Annotated in this window: 15 protein-coding genes; 6 read left to right on the top strand and 9 right to left on the bottom strand. The window is 48.2% G+C overall.

What is annotated here, in order from left to right; genetic code table 11:
• Nucleotides 1-51 precede the first annotated feature (51 nt).
• Complete coding sequence (locus U2F10_RS16655; protein ID WP_163667748.1) at nucleotides 52-462, top strand: hypothetical protein; 411 nt, start codon at nucleotides 52-54, stop codon at nucleotides 460-462.
• A 126-nt stretch (nucleotides 463-588) separates the two neighbouring features.
• Nucleotides 589-1173 (top strand): GNAT family N-acetyltransferase, encoded by a 585-nt coding sequence (locus U2F10_RS16650; protein ID WP_163667744.1) that lies wholly within the window; start codon nucleotides 589-591, stop codon nucleotides 1171-1173.
• Here U2F10_RS16650 and U2F10_RS16645 read toward each other — a convergent pair.
• The 4 genes from U2F10_RS16645 to U2F10_RS16630 form a co-directional block, all read right to left on the bottom strand.
• On the bottom strand, nucleotides 1107-2369 hold the full coding sequence (locus U2F10_RS16645; protein ID WP_163667741.1) for an ABC transporter substrate-binding protein: 1263 nt from the start codon (nucleotides 2367-2369) through the stop codon (nucleotides 1107-1109). The genes U2F10_RS16650 and U2F10_RS16645 overlap by 67 nt on opposite strands.
• Before the next feature lie 63 nt (nucleotides 2370-2432).
• Nucleotides 2433-3236 carry an ABC transporter permease gene (locus U2F10_RS16640; protein ID WP_250565698.1) on the bottom strand — a complete coding sequence of 268 codons (804 nt, stop codon included), beginning with the start codon at nucleotides 3234-3236 and terminating at the stop codon, nucleotides 2433-2435.
• A gap of 48 nt (nucleotides 3237-3284) precedes the next feature.
• Nucleotides 3285-4004, bottom strand: coding sequence for a sigma-70 family RNA polymerase sigma factor (locus U2F10_RS16635; protein WP_163667737.1), 720 nt, complete (start codon nucleotides 4002-4004; stop codon nucleotides 3285-3287).
• 451 nt (nucleotides 4005-4455) lie between these two features.
• Nucleotides 4456-5271, bottom strand: coding sequence for an ABC transporter permease (locus U2F10_RS16630; protein ID WP_163667720.1), 816 nt, complete (start codon nucleotides 5269-5271; stop codon nucleotides 4456-4458).
• 145 nt (nucleotides 5272-5416) lie between these two features.
• Here U2F10_RS16630 and arfB point away from each other — a divergent pair, with 145 nt between their 5' ends.
• The gene (gene arfB, locus U2F10_RS16625) at nucleotides 5417-5836 is read left to right on the top strand and encodes an alternative ribosome rescue aminoacyl-tRNA hydrolase ArfB (protein WP_163667717.1); all 420 of its coding nucleotides are present in this window, start codon (nucleotides 5417-5419) and stop codon (nucleotides 5834-5836) included.
• 87 nt (nucleotides 5837-5923) lie between these two features.
• On the opposite strand, the gene U2F10_RS16620 is transcribed toward arfB, so the two are convergent.
• From U2F10_RS16620 to U2F10_RS16610, 3 genes are all read right to left on the bottom strand, one after another.
• A complete protein-coding gene (locus tag U2F10_RS16620; RefSeq protein ID WP_163667711.1) occupies nucleotides 5924-6217 on the bottom strand; it encodes a hypothetical protein in 294 nt (97 codons plus the stop codon).
• A gap of 24 nt (nucleotides 6218-6241) precedes the next feature.
• Complete coding sequence (gene uvrC / locus U2F10_RS16615; protein ID WP_163667707.1) at nucleotides 6242-8131, bottom strand: excinuclease ABC subunit UvrC; 1890 nt, start codon at nucleotides 8129-8131, stop codon at nucleotides 6242-6244.
• Between the two features lie 80 nt (nucleotides 8132-8211).
• A complete protein-coding gene (locus U2F10_RS16610) occupies nucleotides 8212-8493 on the bottom strand; it encodes a YggT family protein (protein WP_163667704.1) in 282 nt (93 codons plus the stop codon).
• Between the two features lie 248 nt (nucleotides 8494-8741).
• Between U2F10_RS16610 and psbX the strand changes: the two genes are divergently transcribed.
• The 3 genes from psbX (at nucleotide 8742) to U2F10_RS16595 (ending at nucleotide 10347) form a co-directional block, all read left to right on the top strand.
• Nucleotides 8742-8858: a photosystem II reaction center X protein gene (psbX, locus tag U2F10_RS16605; RefSeq protein ID WP_036020238.1), complete on the top strand. Its 117-nt coding sequence runs from the start codon at nucleotides 8742-8744 to the stop codon at nucleotides 8856-8858.
• 281 nt (nucleotides 8859-9139) lie between these two features.
• Nucleotides 9140-10078, top strand: coding sequence for a Ycf66 family protein (locus U2F10_RS16600; RefSeq protein WP_499872776.1), 939 nt, complete (start codon nucleotides 9140-9142; stop codon nucleotides 10076-10078).
• A 20-nt stretch (nucleotides 10079-10098) separates the two neighbouring features.
• On the top strand, nucleotides 10099-10347 hold the full coding sequence (locus U2F10_RS16595; RefSeq protein WP_163702720.1) for a hypothetical protein: 249 nt from the start codon (nucleotides 10099-10101) through the stop codon (nucleotides 10345-10347).
• 8 nt (nucleotides 10348-10355) lie between these two features.
• Here U2F10_RS16595 and U2F10_RS16590 read toward each other — a convergent pair whose 3' ends face one another.
• Nucleotides 10356-10826: a GNAT family N-acetyltransferase gene (locus U2F10_RS16590; protein WP_163702719.1), complete on the bottom strand. Its 471-nt coding sequence runs from the start codon at nucleotides 10824-10826 to the stop codon at nucleotides 10356-10358.
• 194 nt (nucleotides 10827-11020) lie between these two features.
• Nucleotides 11021-14920, bottom strand: coding sequence for a CHAT domain-containing protein (locus U2F10_RS16585; RefSeq protein ID WP_499872774.1), 3900 nt, complete (start codon nucleotides 14918-14920; stop codon nucleotides 11021-11023).
• Nucleotides 14921-15044: the final 124 nt, after the last annotated feature.

Here is a 15044-nt window from a genome sequence, read left to right as displayed (position 1 = left end):
ATAAGCCGTCTATCTTAAATACGTCGCAAAGGAGATTGATTAATCAGAGAGGTGACTTCTTCCAACGGTTCTAAAAACATCGACAGCAATTACACCACAGTCGCCACCGAACGGGCCATTGAAGCTCTGAGACAGCATTCTTTAACGACCTGGTGGCGGTTGACGGTGGGTATATGGCTAACAATTGGGCCGTTAACTCTATGGCAGCTGCGTTCAGAAATCAGCTTACTGTTGGATTATTTCACCTGGACCTCTGTCTACTACGGATTGAAGTATAACTTCTTAGGAGCTGTGGGGTTCTTTTTGTGCGTCGGTTTGGCTAGCACTCTACTAGTCCGTGAAATTCGTCATTTAGTCTTAGGTATTTCTCCTATCGAGCGCCAACGTTTAGAGAGCCAATTAGCTAAAATTCGTCGACAGGGACCCTCCCATCCATTGTGGTCGTTGGTCAGTCGACCATAAAGATTTCGTCGTAGGGTTCTTCCATGGAAGGGTCCTACGGCGAAATCTTCAATAATTACAAAATCATCCATTGATTTTGTGACACCATCGCTAAAATATCGAGTCTATAATCATTGGCTCTACTTTATGCGACTGACAACTGATCGATTAACAATTCGCGATTGGCGTCCGATTTACGACGCTCAGCAAGCATTTGATATTTACGGCGATCCCAGGGTGACACGTTGGCTACAGGGTCAGTCTGACAGTTCTATTCAGATGACCCAAGAACGACTACAGCGCTATTGTGAACGCTGTGTTGACGGCCTAGGAATTTGGGCCGTTGTTGAAAAAGCCATTGATCGAGCCATCGGCAGCATTCTGCTGATTCCTTTACCTAAGAACGACAAAACTGACAGTGGCAAAATTGAAATTGGCTGGCATTTTCGTCCTGCAAGTTGGGGCTATGGTTATGCTACTGAAGCAGCCAGTACCCTTCTTCAGTATGGGTTTCACACAAAACAGCTACCCACTATTTATGCAGTTACTACCCCAGACAATATTCGGTCTCAGCGGGTCATGACTCGGCTCGGAATGGAAGCCTTAGGGTTTACCGATGACTATTACGATCGCACCTTGCAGCTTTATCGTTTGGCATCTACAAACTATTCTTCTGGCCAACTCGCATCAATGGCCGATAGCACCGTATCAACGTCTGTGCCGCTGATGTAGTTGACCATTTCAGCCCAAAACGTACCGGTGCCTACCGCCGCTGGCATCAAGTCAGAACCATCAAAGCGAATGGTTTCGGCTTGGGTCAATACGGCTGCCATTTGGCGCACTCCATCATTGGGGTAGATAGCCAAGTCCACCTCTTGGTGGGGACTAATATAGCCACGGGCAGCCCAACTTTCGTGGGGAGTCACCGTTGTTAGATAGTTAATGGCCGCTTGGGCCGCTGGGGAATTATTGGTGATCGCAATTACCAAACCGCCCGTTAACAGAGGTGATTGCGGCCCATCCCCCGGCAATAAAAAGACCCGAGTGTCTTTCCCTGGCTCAACGGTATCGGGCAAAAAATCGGTAATAAAGCTAGCTTGACGATGCAGATAACAGCCTGGAGGTTGATCAAACATGGGGGCTGGCGCATCTCCAAAGGGAGTACTGATGGCACCAACAACGCCACCACGCACATAGCGATCGTTACGCACAATGTCTCCAAACATTTGGAAGGCCTCTTTAACCGGGGGAGAGTTAAAGGGAATCTCATGGGCGACCCACTGGTCATATACCTCAGTGCCTGCCGTTCGCAACAAAATATCTTCTACCCAGTCAGTACCCACCCATCCGGTGGCCTCTCCACTCTCCAGGCCAAAACACCAGGGTGTTTTACCATCAGCTGCAATTCTCTCAGTAAGACCGATCAGTTCATCCCAACTTTGAGGGATGTTATAGCCAGCCGCTTCAAAGGCATCAGGGTTGTACCAAACTAAACTTTTTGGATCGGACCGCATCCACAATCCATAAACTTGTTCATCCACGGTGCCTAAATCGACCCAGTCGGGGCCAAAGGCAGCGGTTAATGCGGGCAGCTCAACAATATCATTTAAGGGAGTCAGGGCTCCTTCTCTTGCCAGATCTCTCATGAGCCCAGGCTGTGGAAAAATTGCTAAATCTGGCACATCTCCTCCCGCCACCCGAATGGGTAACACAGTGGAGAAGGCATCTGTACCTTCATAAACCACCTCAATTCCAGTCTCGGCAGTAAAGGGGGCAAAGGCCTCTTCAACAATCTCCTGACCTACGCCAGTTAAGGATCCTAAGATGACTAATGTATCGCTGCTGTTGTTCTGGGAGTTGCCATTACAGGCGGTTAACAACAATGACAACACACTAACAATGTGGAGAGAACGGGGGGTAAATTTCATGACATCCGATGCCTGGTGACCTTGGCTAGTTTACGCATTGTAGGGGCATTGCCTGCAATCCCCCTAGCTGGATGCACTGGTGTAAAAACGTAATGCAAATCGCCAAAATAAACGGGATACTTGAAATAACCCTAAGGCGAGCAGTCCAGAGCCCGCTAACCAGGTAACTTCAATGCGATTAAGAAACACTTGGGCAGGCACTGTAGTTAAAAAAGCGACCGGAATCACAAAGGTGAAAAATATACGAAACGCAGCGGGATAAGCCACTATCGGAAACCGGCCAGCTTCTAAAAAGCCCCGTAGTACTTCTGTTACGTTATAAATTTTGACAAACCAGATACTCGTGGCTCCTAACATAAACCACAGACTGTATAAACTCATAAAGCCTAAAGCCAGGGGGACCATGGCGGCCAAGTAATTCCCCATACCCAATCCCAGTTGGTTGCCTGCGTATAGGATCATGACAGCCCCTAGCACCAGATCTGGAAATCCCCAAGGTGAAATCGTGCGTGTCGACAGCCAAAACTGAGAGCTAATGGGTTTAAGCAGGACAAAATCTAAGGTGCCGTCCTGTACATGCCTAACAATTCGACTCAGATTAGGGCTCAAAAATGTAGCGGCAAACCCCTGTAGCATGGTAAAAACACCCAATACCACTAGCGCTTCTTGCCATTGCCATCCTTGAAACTCGTAGCCCGTGCGATAGAATAAAAACAAACCAAATAAACTGCCACCCAAGGCCGTTAGGCTACTGAGGGTGGCAATTATAAAATTCAGGCGGTATTCAAGTTCAGCTGCGATCGCAACTTCCCAAAACAGCCGCAATACCCTTAAATAGCGCCGCACTGTCATTAACTCCCAAGTCATCAGCTCCATCGTAGCAACAGGCCTTGGAAGAATGGACAAGATTTCTAACTAGGCAGTATGTTGACCATCGATGTAGCGCTTCAGCTCACCTTGTAGACGATAGCGAGCCCGAGCGATACGAGACTTCACAGTACCCAAGGAAACGCCGGTAATTTCAGCAATCTCTTCGTAGGGCAGACCTTGAATCTCTCTCAAAACAATAGTAGTGCGGAATACTTCAGGTAATTCAGCTATAGCTGCTTGTAAACGCTCATAAAACTCATGGGTCATCATCGTATCCACGGGACTAGGGTCTTCTGAGGCAATCTCCCAATCAACCTGACCATCATCCAAATGCCTAGGGGCGTCTAGAGATAACGTGCCTGCGTGACGCTTACGCTTACGTAGCTCGTCATAAAACAAATTAGTGGTAATACGACTCATCCAACCCTTGAACTTTACAGGTGCCTGCAGACGATTTAGGTTGCGATAGACACGAATCCAAACCTCTTGAGCTAGATCAGCTCGGTCGGACCAATCTGGAGCAAGATGATAAAGCTGACGATCTACATGGGATTTGTAGCGACGCATTAGCTCCGAAAACGGTGCCTGCTCTGGATAACGGTTACGCTGACAAACAGTAATTAACTCGGTTAGATCTAACTGATTAAGGTGCTCAGCAATCAGTTTTTGACTGTCGGGTTGAATAGCTTGAAAAGGAGAGATTTTAGTAACAGAATCAAGAACTCCAGTGGATAAAGCGCGTGCGTCAAGTTGGATAGTAGTCATAATAAAAACAATTCAGGAAGTTGTTTAATACGGGGGCTGAATTGGCTAGGTCTTACACCTAAATTTAGTTAGAAATAATGGCAGTGTTCTGACTCTGGAATAACAAAGACTTTCGTGACGATCACTGAGCCCATCAACCAGTGTAATGAAAGCTACCAACATCAAACATCAGCCATCTAACCGAGCGTTGTTCCTAAGAAAACTCTCATTACCACTTTAGTCGGTGGTCCTCAGGTAGTCCGTAAAGTGTTAGTTAAGAGATAGGCAATAAAAGCTTTTGTCTAATAAAAAAGTTCAACTTAATCAGTGAAAATATGGGGGATATAAAGACGATTAGACATGCTTTAAAGTTAAGACGAACAGGCTACATATTAACTTTGCATAACCATCTCTAAGTTTATGTTTTCTACACATACTTAAGTACTGTATGTGCTGTGTTTAAAACAGCTACTTAAGCCCCCATGCCTGAATAGCGCTTTAAACCCTGCCGCCATAGCAAACGATTGAAGCACCAAAAAATTAGACACCATGCCAGGGTAATTAAAATACTCTTACCAATTTGAATAGGTAAACCAACCATCAAACTGGCGGGCACATAAATTAAATAGGGAAATGGAGTCCACATGACAATTGCGCGAACGGTCTCAGGGAATAGGGTAAGCGGTGCCACCATGCCTGAGAAAAAGGTGTAAAGCAAAAACGAGAATTGTTCAATTGCCGTTGCGCGCTCAACCCAAAATGCCATCATGGCATAGGTATATTGCATTAAAAAGCGCAGACAAAAGGCCAAACTAATCGCCACTAACCCCCAAACAATATGGGTAGGCCTTTGACGAGCGACAGGGTATAAGACTAAAAACAGCGCTACTAAAGCGGCAATAAATGGTAGCCTGGCCAGGCGTTCGGCTAGATGAGATGAAAAGTGACGCCAGCCCGGATCTAGTGGCTGTAGCAATAGCGGCGATAGCTTACCTTCTAAAACCTCACGCTCAAAATCCCAAATAACCCAAACAACGGTCAGCTGTCGCACAACAAAAACCGCTAAAAAATAGCGCACCACATCATCGGGATTCAGTTCAAACTGTCCGCTGCGAGCGGCTTCTTGCCACAACCCCATAAGGATTAACGGAAATGACCCCGAAAGCACCCAAAACATGAGTTCAGCACGATACTCAAGCATGTAAGCGTAGTAAACGGCAAGTAGCGTCGGGATTACTTGCACTAGACGTTGAGGATACTTAAGCAGAGACATCACAACTGAAGCCATAAAGGTTACTAGGCTATTAATTGAGCAGGATTGGCGTTTGAGTTACGAACTTTACGCCCTATTCAAACTTCAAAATTCAGCCTTCAAAACTTCTTTAGAGTTTAGTTGGTTATGCTGAAGGTGGGGCTATGGGAGTAAACGGGCAATGCTGAGGATTTCTAACCAGGTAACCATTCCAGATAGTGAAATTGAACTACAGGCGGTGCGATCGCAAGGTGCGGGCGGTCAAAACGTTAATAAGGTTGCCACAGCCATACACCTCCGCTTTAATATATTGGCCTCATCGCTGCCTGAGCACTATAAAACTAGACTGCTGACCTTAAACGATAGTCGCATAACCAAAGGTGGAGTAATTCATATTAAGTCTCAGGCTTACCGCACTCAGCTCCGTAATAAGACTGACGCCTTAGAACGACTACAGCAACTGATTAGAGCAGCCATGGTGGTTAAGAAAAAGCGTAAACCCACCAAGCCTAGTAAAGCAGCCAAGCAAAGGCGTCTTGATAACAAAACCAAACGTAGCCAGCGCAAAGCATCACGTGGTCGCGTTAGCTATGACGATTAATGACTTCAATGGATTTGATTTGCTTAGTCTGAACACAAGGGCCTGTTGTATTAAACCAGCGAGCCATAAGCTACTTAATCATAAAAATTAAAGCTCCAGACTACTATAGCGAGTCCAACTACCACCTACTGTTTCGCGCCAAGCTCCCCAACCAGGTGGTAAATCAGCAATTTCTTTCAGTGTGGGATCAATGTCCACAATACAGCCCATACCCACAACTTTTCCATCCTTGGGGTCATCTGTCGTACCACAGGTAAAGGCCCAGGAATGATCATCTGAATAATGCACAACCCTCAAGATGGAATGATGCTCATCCAAAACCTGTCGAGTCGTAATGGCAGCCACATTTTTAGCTTGATCGAATGGCCAATCGTCATTCATTTTGCTGATTGAGAGGTTAATTTCCTAAGACGATTCTGGATGAAAGTAATCATAGATCTGCTGAGCTAACTTAGGTCCCACCCCCGATACCGCTGTCAGCCGTTCTACGTTGGCCTCACGAATATAGTCGATGGACCTAAACTCAGCTAGCAGCATCTTTTGTCGATGGTGGCCCAGACCAGGAATCTCACTGAGACGAGAACGACGCATGCGATCTGTGCGTTTTTTACGGTGGAAGCTGACGGCAAATCGGTGGGCTTCATCCCGTAACCGTCGCAATAACTGCACTCCCGGCTGTTCTGCTTCAGTGGGCAATGGCATGGATTCCCCTGGCAAAAAGATCTCCTCGCGTTTTTTCGCCAGACTCACCACATTTAACTCACTGAGCAAGTTGAGATCTTTTAGCACTTCGACCACGGCTGAGAGCTGCCCTTTACCACCGTCAATCATCACGAGGTCGGGCCAGTCTGGATTGCCAATCCGTTCCTTAGACGGATCTTCTGCATATTTGCGAAAGCGACGACGGATCACTTCAGCCATACTGGCGAAGTCATCGGAATGACCGCTGGTAACCTTGGGATTTTTAATCTTGTAGTGACGATAGTGTTGTTTCGCAGGCAGACCATCCACAAATACCACCTGGGAAGCCACGGCATCTGAGCCTTGAATGTGGGAAATGTCATAGCCTTCTATGCGCTTGGGTTGGCCCGGTAGATCGACAATTTCCGCCAAATCCTGCATTGCCTGGTTATTGCGATCGGCAAACCGCTGGGTGCGCGCTAGCTCATACTGGGCATTGCGCTCCACCATTTCCACCAACGCTGCCTTGGATTGCCGCTGGGGCACTTCGATGGTAACTTTACGTCCCTTTTGCTGGGTAAGAAACTCCGCCAGCATATCGGCATCCGGCAACGGGTGCTGCACCATGATTTCGCTGGGAATTTCCACCGCATCTACGGTGGGATAATGCGCTTCAAGCACCCGCTGCAAAATTTGCCCCGGTGTGCCTGACTCGGTCTCGGCCACAAAGCCTAAACGTCCCACAAGGCGTCCTGCTCGAATTTGGAATAGCTGAATACAGGTGTGCTGATCGTCACCGGAGAGTGCGATCGCATCCCGCGAAATTGTGTCATCCGGCAACGCCACCTTTTGGTGGGCACTCAACGTTTGCAAGCCACGAATCTGATCCCGCAGTCGTGCCGCATGCTCAAAGTTAAGCTTTTCAGCCGCCTTTTCCATTTGGGCTGCCAAGATTGACTCCAATTCCTGCACCCGCCCCTGAAAAACCATTGCCACCTTTTGGACAATCTTGTGATAATCTCCCGGCGTAATCAGCTGTTGGCATACCCCAGGACATTGGCCAATGTCATAATTCAAGCAAGGTCGATCTTTAAATAAAGGCTGACGTCGCTGCCGCAGCGGAAATATTTTTTTAGAAATATGCAGCGTCCGGCGCAGCAAACCCGTATCTACATAAGGACCGTAGTAGCGATCTTTCTTGGTGGTTTTTCGACGCTTACGAGTAATAAAGATGCGCGGGTAATCTTCTGACCAAGTAATGCAGAGATACGGATATTTTTTGTCATCCTTAAGCAACACATTAAAATAAGGCTGATGCTGCTTAATTAAGTTAGCCTCTAACACCAGCGCCTCGGCCTCAGTATCCGTAACAATAAATTCGATATCCACCACCTGGGTCACCATGACACTGATGCGCGGCGCGTGGTGCTGTTGTCCATTCCTAAAATAGGAACGTACTCGATTGCGCAGGCTTTTGGACTTACCTATATAAAGGATTTGATCATCCCCATCTCGCATGAAATAAACGCCCGGTTCCTGGGGAATTTCCTTGAGACGAGTTGCTAAGCGTTCAGGGTCTTTTAGTAGCGTCGTTGCAGCAGCAGCGGAAGGCACTAAGGGTCTCTCCAAATCCGTTCTAGTAGACAGGGGCTATTGCCTTTCTATTCTGCATACATTTGTCCTAACTAGGTTAGCTAGAACATCTTTAGTAATCCTTGCTGACCCACTAATATTTCGCGCAATAGGCTGATAAAGGCCACCCAAATGATGGGAGAAATATCTACTCCACCAAACGGAGGGACTATTTTACGTACAGGAATCAAAAACGGCTCAGTCGGCCAGTACACCAAATTGAAGGGAAACTTGGTGGATTCTGCCTCGGGGTACCAAGTAAGAACGATGCGGAAAATAAACAGTAAGGTCATCACCGCTAGCAGCGGTCCAACGATCCAATTGCCAATTGTGATACCTGACATCGTCAATGTTCCTCGTTAAATGAGTGATTCACTTTAAGGATTGTAAAGCTTAGCTCGATGGCTATGGCCTGCACATTCGCAATCTTTTTAGTAAAAAAACTAAAAAGCCTTGATGTAAAAAGCATTTAGCGTTTTCAAGCACATTAACCCTGTTTTTTGCCCCAATGAAAAGGCTTCTCAAGGTTAACGTTGCTCGATACTATATTAAGCAAGCATTACAAACGTTTGCGGAACTAAAGAGTAAAGCCATGACACCTTCACTGACTAATTTCTTACTGAGCCTGGTTGCTGGAGCTGCAATTGTAGTGATCCCAGTAACTGTTGCTCTTGTCTTTATCAGTCAGCGCGACAAAATCAGACGCTAAACCTTATTGCATTTGGCTTGAAGTAAACATAAGTACTTTAAGTCTTTAAGTATAGGTAAGAGCAGCGATAATTTCCTGGTCAATGTCTTGTGTAAACGAACCGAGAGTACAGCCGATGCTGTGCTCTTTTTTATGACTGCAGTTTGACCATTGACACATTCTGAGCTGATTTATCAAAAGACAAATCCAAAGCTGCCCGCTAGGATAGAATTGGTGGCTATGGAATAGTCATGTCAGGCAAAACGCCTGTTAGAGGGCCACCATAATACGAGGAAGCAATTGTGAATTTTGGTACTCCTGTCCCGCTGCTGGTTGGATTAATACTCATTCTTGGTGCGGTTGGGCTTTTCTTTCTAGACAAATTTAAGCCGGGCTATGAACGCAGCTCTGACAAGGTTTACTCAATCCTACTTTTGCTGTCTGGCGTCTTCCTACTAGCCCATTTAAATATGGAGCTGCTGGCTTCTTTTCAGCAGGTAATGCTAGTGGGGATGCTGACTACCTTGATTATCAACGATATCAGCAAACGAGAGTCTAACCGCGTCAGGTCAGGGGAGCGTGAAGGTCCACCACCACGGCGCTATGAGGAACGTCCCCGTCGGGTTTATCGTGCAGAATTGGACGACTGGGATACACCAGGACCCAGACAACCTCGTATCCCCAGCGATCGCTATCGGGATGATAGCTATGGCGATCGCTACGAGCCACGCCCTTTAGAGCCCCAGCCCCCAGCCCCATATCAAGACCGTCGACCACCAGCACGCTTACAGCCAGGGCAGCCAAGACAGGGAGAAGAGTTTGATAACTACTCGAACGATCGGGGTCGACCCGATAGTGGTCCAGGGAATCGTTCAAACAGTTTTTACAACAACCCTCGCTATGATGGCAACGGGGGGCCTTCAGGTCCAGGCAGTCGGCCACAGCGACCAACCCAACGCCCACCACAGTCACCACAGCGCCCTCCCATGGATACACCGGTGCCTGCAGGTAATGGCGCTGGCCACAGCTTAGGTGGTTTGCCACAGCCGCCTCGGGAATCAGCCCCCCCCCTGCTGAGCGTCCTCCCCTTAATGTTCGTCCTCGCCCTACAGACGCCAACGAAGGAAGTTATACTGATTTTCGCCCCGCCGCCCCTAACGATGGTGCCTCTGAACCGCGCCCCGATGCGCCACCGCCGCAGCCCCCAGCCAAATACTAACGTTTTTGCATCCTTTTCTTAGAAAGCAGATCAACTCCACAAATGGTAAGAAAGAAACCTACACAGGCCCATATAACCAAGATCATTTCCAAAAGTCAGTCTGAATTTCTCAAAGCACGCACCAAAAAGCAGACGGAATATTATATGGGCGCTAAGTTAATTGAGGTAGGCGTCAACCCAGATAAAGCCATCTATCGATGGAAAATTTTGGACAAGGGTTCCAAAGAAGAATGGACCTACAGCGCCTATTGGGACGATAGCCGCGAAAAAATCGAAGCTGAAGGAGGGTAAGCGCGAGGCTAAGATCTTTGGACAGCCGCTTCAGCCTGTCGCAACAGACTGCCATCAATGGGCTGATTCACTAGCACCATTGTGGTGGTCTCATTTTTTATAAACCCGACACGTTCGTAAAATTGTTTTTGGTTGGTTGTCATCAGGTAAACCCGTTCTACGCTGCTCATATGGGGATGACTTAAAACTGTTTCCACCAATTTACGCCCCAAGCCAGCGCCTTGATAGTCATCATGGATGACCACATCCCAAATAGTGGCACGATAGACACCATCAGATGTGGCCCGAGCAAAGCCAATTAGCCGATCATCATGCCAGGCGACCACCACAGGGCAACTATAGCTAATGGCTTTAGCTAAATCCTCAAATCGTCGCCCCGCAGCCCAAAAAGCAGAGTGATTAAAGAGATTTCTAAGTTGCTCTAAATCTTTTGTTGCTAGCGTTTCGGTATAGCAAAACTGAACAGACCGAAAATCCATAGGTATGAAGCTAAAAAAGAACATTACCTACCCAGTCTGTCTTTAAAGACAAACAGGAATAGTAAAAAAGCTATAATCGCAAAAAGCTAAGGCAATGGGGTGGTAACACGATACATAGACTCAAGCACAGCCACCATCAAATCCACTGATATTTACCATCAAATAGTTTGGTATCGGGGAATACAGATTACCATCTACCAGGGACTGCCAACGAGGGTAAATGCAGCCCAGTAAAAGGGATGACTTAAAACGAGTCCCGTTTCATCGGCCAAGATCGGCGGCATGACTAAGGTGCCACCTGTCCAGACCAGTTGTCCGGCATCCACTGAGACATTGCCCCGTAGCATTGCCAGCTGAGCCTGGCGTAATGCCTCAGCGCGCATGGTGCTGGTGCGTAAATTGGAGTAAAACTCTGTCATTAAACCAGCCGTCCCCACATCATCGACTCGCCAGAGGCTAGCCATGGCGGTTTTCACCCCTGCCTTGACTGCTAAGCCAGCAAAGCCCAACTCCGCTTCTCGGCTGCCGAGGGCTGTGCGACAGGCACTGAGCACCAGCAAATCTACCGGTGGATTATCAAGACTGAGGCGAGAAAGTTGATCAAGGGTAAGGCGCTGATCCCATAACTGGATGTAGGAATTACTGGGATTACCAGCACGAAATTCTCCGTGGGTGGCCAGGTGCAGGATGTCGTAGTCGCCACTTTGACGATTGGCTAAGAGCTGTTCCAGGGTAAAGGATTCATTGAGGAAAAATCGTCCTGGCCAGAGAGTATCGGCAATGGTCCTCAGTTCTAAGGGAACCGCAGGTAGGGCAGGCTGTTCTAAAAAGGTGGAGGCTCCTGCCGCTAAAACCTCAGCAGGCCTAATATCGCTGTAGTCAATATTGGTTAAGCCGACACTGGGCATAATGCCTAAACTGTAACGCTCAATCAAAAAGGTTTCACCATCATGTAGGGCGGCTAGCGGTAGCGATCGCAACCCAGAGGGCAATACAAATGATAAATGACTGATTTCCTGTTCACTAAGTGCACTCTCCAACGGTGAAATCAGCCAGTTGTGTAGTTTTTGAGCTGAACGCAGGTAGCGACGACCAAATGTCACATTAGTCACCCCTCGATGAAATCGAGCAACAATATTTTGCACATCTGCCTTGGTGGTGTCGATGAGCAAACGCTGGGGGGGACCATTCTGAGTCACTAAAACGAGCTCTAACAGATAATTATCCTGGTTTAGCTCCAGTACCTGCTTTGTTTGAGCGCGATCATCAGGCACAAAGTCGATGTATACGATGCCTGGGGTATAGCCAGTTTCTATCGCCACCTGCCCCAACTTTTGCTGAACTTCTGGCAAGGGTAAGTTGGGCTCAGATTCCACCCCCAAGTACTGAGAATATTCTTGGGTTAGAACTTTCTCTTTGCCATCGAGTTTTTCTGCGGTAATTTCAGCATCCTCTAAAACATCAACAGAGAAGTCATCCCCATAGGCAAACTCATCATCGTCAAAGTCGCTGTCGTCGTTCTCATCGTCGTCCTCATCCTCAGCATCATCTGAGTCTGCGGTCTCCTCCGAGTCGTCATCTTCGAAGTCGCCGTCGTCAAAGTCGCCGTCGTCAAAGTCGTCGTCTTCGAAGTCGTCATCTTCGAAGTCGTCATCAAAATCATTATTGTCCTGGACGTCGTCGCCATCCTCATCGCCAGCAATGCTGAGGGGGCTAGAAGAGTCGTCTAAAGCACCGTCATCACCAAAGTCGTTGTCTCCAAAATCATCATCAAAATCGTCATCGTCAAAATCATTGCAGTCATTCACACAATCATTTGGATTCGTGCTGCCCGCTGTCACGATGCTGATATTGCCTTGGGAAAAGCTGTCAAGGAATGATCTGACGGGGGTAATGGCATTATTGGTGCTAGTTGCGATCGCACCTGCCGTTCCATTCACTGCCGCATTACCCACAACAAAAGGCGTTTGCCCTCCTCCCCCGTGGCGAATACGAATGTTGCCGTTATTAGCCGTCGTCACTAAGCTTTGACCAGCGCTATTAGTGCCCGTCACCCGCAACAATCCATCGGTTGTAATGTCAATTTCCGTTGCAGCTTGAATGGAATCCAACTCAACATTACCGACCGCATTCACCAATACCCGATTATCCATCAACGCAAATGTCGAGCGGACAGCGGGTTGAGTCGAGCTGCCTGTTTGACCATCCAAGGTCAATTGGTCGCTAATGGTCAGAGTGCCGCCTAAATCAATGCCAATGCCCGTTTGACTCACTCCATTGATTGCGATCGCTCCATTTCCAGCCGTACCAGCCGTATCAATCGAAGTATTGGCCCCAACCAAGACACCTGAATTATTGCTGTGCCGTCCCGCGATCGTGATATTGCCACCACGGGTCTGGAGAGAACTATTTGCCAACAATGAAACACCCGCCGCTGAAACAGTCTGCTCACCATTGCCCTGAAGCAATAACGCGCCCCCCGACGTGTCGACTAAAACATTGCTAGCAATCTCGACAACACCATTGCCTTGATTGTCCGTATCAGCTCGTAACTGCAGGTTGAGGGGACCAGAGGTATCACCAGGCGTAATGGAAGCCTGAACCCTAATATCGCCAGCCGCCAACAGTTCCAACGTGGCTCCAGGCTGAGCTGAATAGACCAACGGATCAATCAGAGTAATATTTCCAGCGGCTGTCCCCCCATTAGTGGTGGTTGCAACAACAACATTGCCATTGGCTAAACCAGCATTGAGCACACCAATGTCTAAAATGGCCACCGACCCCGTCGCTTCAAACGGAGTTGCGGCAGGGAGGTTCACATTATTACCACCGTTATTACGAATCTCAATGTCAAACGGATCCAACAACCACAAACCAGCACGACCCTGTGCAACGGATACATCCGGGGCTTGAGTCACCTCCAAAAAACCACGACTGCTGGTTTCTATAAACCCTCCATCCCCTGCCTGGGAGCCACCCGTTGCAGAAATTGCCCCATAAATGCGACTACTATCTTCTGACCAGATAATGATGTTGCCACCGGAGCCACTATCCTGAGCATCCGCGCTGAGCTCCACCGTTGGCGCAACATAAACAGCTCGAGCATTGGGTAGGGGGCCTGTGCCTTCTTGATTACCCCCCAACCAAATATTGCCACCCCCTTGGGTACCAGACACATTGACAGTCCCTGCTAATAGCCCCACCTGCTCCCCCAGGAGTTGCACATTACCGCCTTCTAAGCTGATATCTCCGGTAGACAGCACTGTACCGAGAGAGAGATCCATATCTGCCCCTGCCAGCTGAATACTGCCATCAGCATTCACCACCAATCCTGTTGCCGATGCCACAGAAACATCTGTCAACAAAGTGGGCAAGTCTAACGGGTTAAAACCACTGGTAATGTGTTGCGCAGCCAGGTCATAAGACAACACTGAGCCAGCCGAGCTCAAACGGACGTAGTGACTATCGGGCACTGTCGCCAGAGTGATAGAACCGCTGGTGCCACTCAGATCACCAGTATTAGTCACACTACTGCCGACTAAGGATAGCGAAGCTTCTGGATCAACAGTTAAATCACTGCTATTCAAAATAATGCCAGCAGCTCCAGCCCAGAACTCTAACCCGGTGGGTTCACCCACCAACAAGCCATAGTCCACTGAACCAAGGACCGGAAAGGTGCCATTATCGAACGTTACCCCGTCTGCCGTGGTCGCTAAGAAGCTCCCCGGCAAAGCCAGGGTGGCACGCTCACCAAAAATAATGCCCGCAGGGTTAAGCAGAAATAGATCGGCGTTGCTGCCTAAAAGCTGTAGTTGGCCATTGATTAATGAAGCATCCCCACCACTGATCCGTCCTAAAACATTAGCAACACCTGCAGGCACCCAAAAACTAGCCCGTTCAGCCTCATCCAGATTAAAACTCTCAAATCCGTGAAACAGATTCAAACCATCAGCAGACCGTTGGCCACCCGTGATGCTGTACTCATTTGCCCGTTGCTCAACCTGAGTCATGTCCGTAGGCACAATAGACTGTGCCATCACAGGGGCACTAACCCCCATGAGCCCACTGATCAGACCAATTGACCAAAAACGCACTTGCTTTCACTCCTACAGAGCACCCTCGACCTAGCTTGCCACAGTGTCTGAAACTATGGCGCTATTGAGCACAGCCTTGACACAATCAAAATCAATGTATTTACGAGTGAGGTAAACCGTCCCC

It is taken from the genome of Leptothoe sp. EHU-05/26/07-4 (assembly GCF_043421015.1).
Classification (GTDB): domain Bacteria; phylum Cyanobacteriota; class Cyanobacteriia; order Phormidesmidales; family Phormidesmidaceae; genus Leptothoe; species Leptothoe turfae.
This window is presented reverse-complemented; position numbering and strand designations above follow the sequence as displayed.

What these genes read in the sequence shown, in the direction of transcription:
- U2F10_RS16650 (WP_163667744.1), top strand. Translation starts at nt 589, where the DNA reads ATGCGACTGACAACTGATCGATTAACAATTCGCGATTGGCGTCCGATT.
- U2F10_RS16645 (WP_163667741.1), bottom strand. Translation starts at nt 2,369, where the DNA reads ATGAAATTTACCCCCCGTTCTCTCCACATTGTTAGTGTGTTGTCATTG.
- U2F10_RS16640 (WP_250565698.1), bottom strand. Translation starts at nt 3,236, where the DNA reads ATGACTTGGGAGTTAATGACAGTGCGGCGCTATTTAAGGGTATTGCGG.
- U2F10_RS16635 (WP_163667737.1), bottom strand. Translation starts at nt 4,004, where the DNA reads ATGACTACTATCCAACTTGACGCACGCGCTTTATCCACTGGAGTTCTT.
- U2F10_RS16630 (WP_163667720.1), bottom strand. Translation starts at nt 5,271, where the DNA reads ATGGCTTCAGTTGTGATGTCTCTGCTTAAGTATCCTCAACGTCTAGTG.
- arfB (WP_163667717.1), top strand. Translation starts at nt 5,417, where the DNA reads ATGCTGAGGATTTCTAACCAGGTAACCATTCCAGATAGTGAAATTGAA.
- U2F10_RS16620 (WP_163667711.1), bottom strand. Translation starts at nt 6,217, where the DNA reads ATGAATGACGATTGGCCATTCGATCAAGCTAAAAATGTGGCTGCCATT.
- U2F10_RS16610 (WP_163667704.1), bottom strand. Translation starts at nt 8,493, where the DNA reads ATGTCAGGTATCACAATTGGCAATTGGATCGTTGGACCGCTGCTAGCG.
- psbX (WP_036020238.1), top strand. Translation starts at nt 8,742, where the DNA reads ATGACACCTTCACTGACTAATTTCTTACTGAGCCTGGTTGCTGGAGCT.
- U2F10_RS16595 (WP_163702720.1), top strand. Translation starts at nt 10,099, where the DNA reads ATGGTAAGAAAGAAACCTACACAGGCCCATATAACCAAGATCATTTCC.
- U2F10_RS16590 (WP_163702719.1), bottom strand. Translation starts at nt 10,826, where the DNA reads ATGGATTTTCGGTCTGTTCAGTTTTGCTATACCGAAACGCTAGCAACA.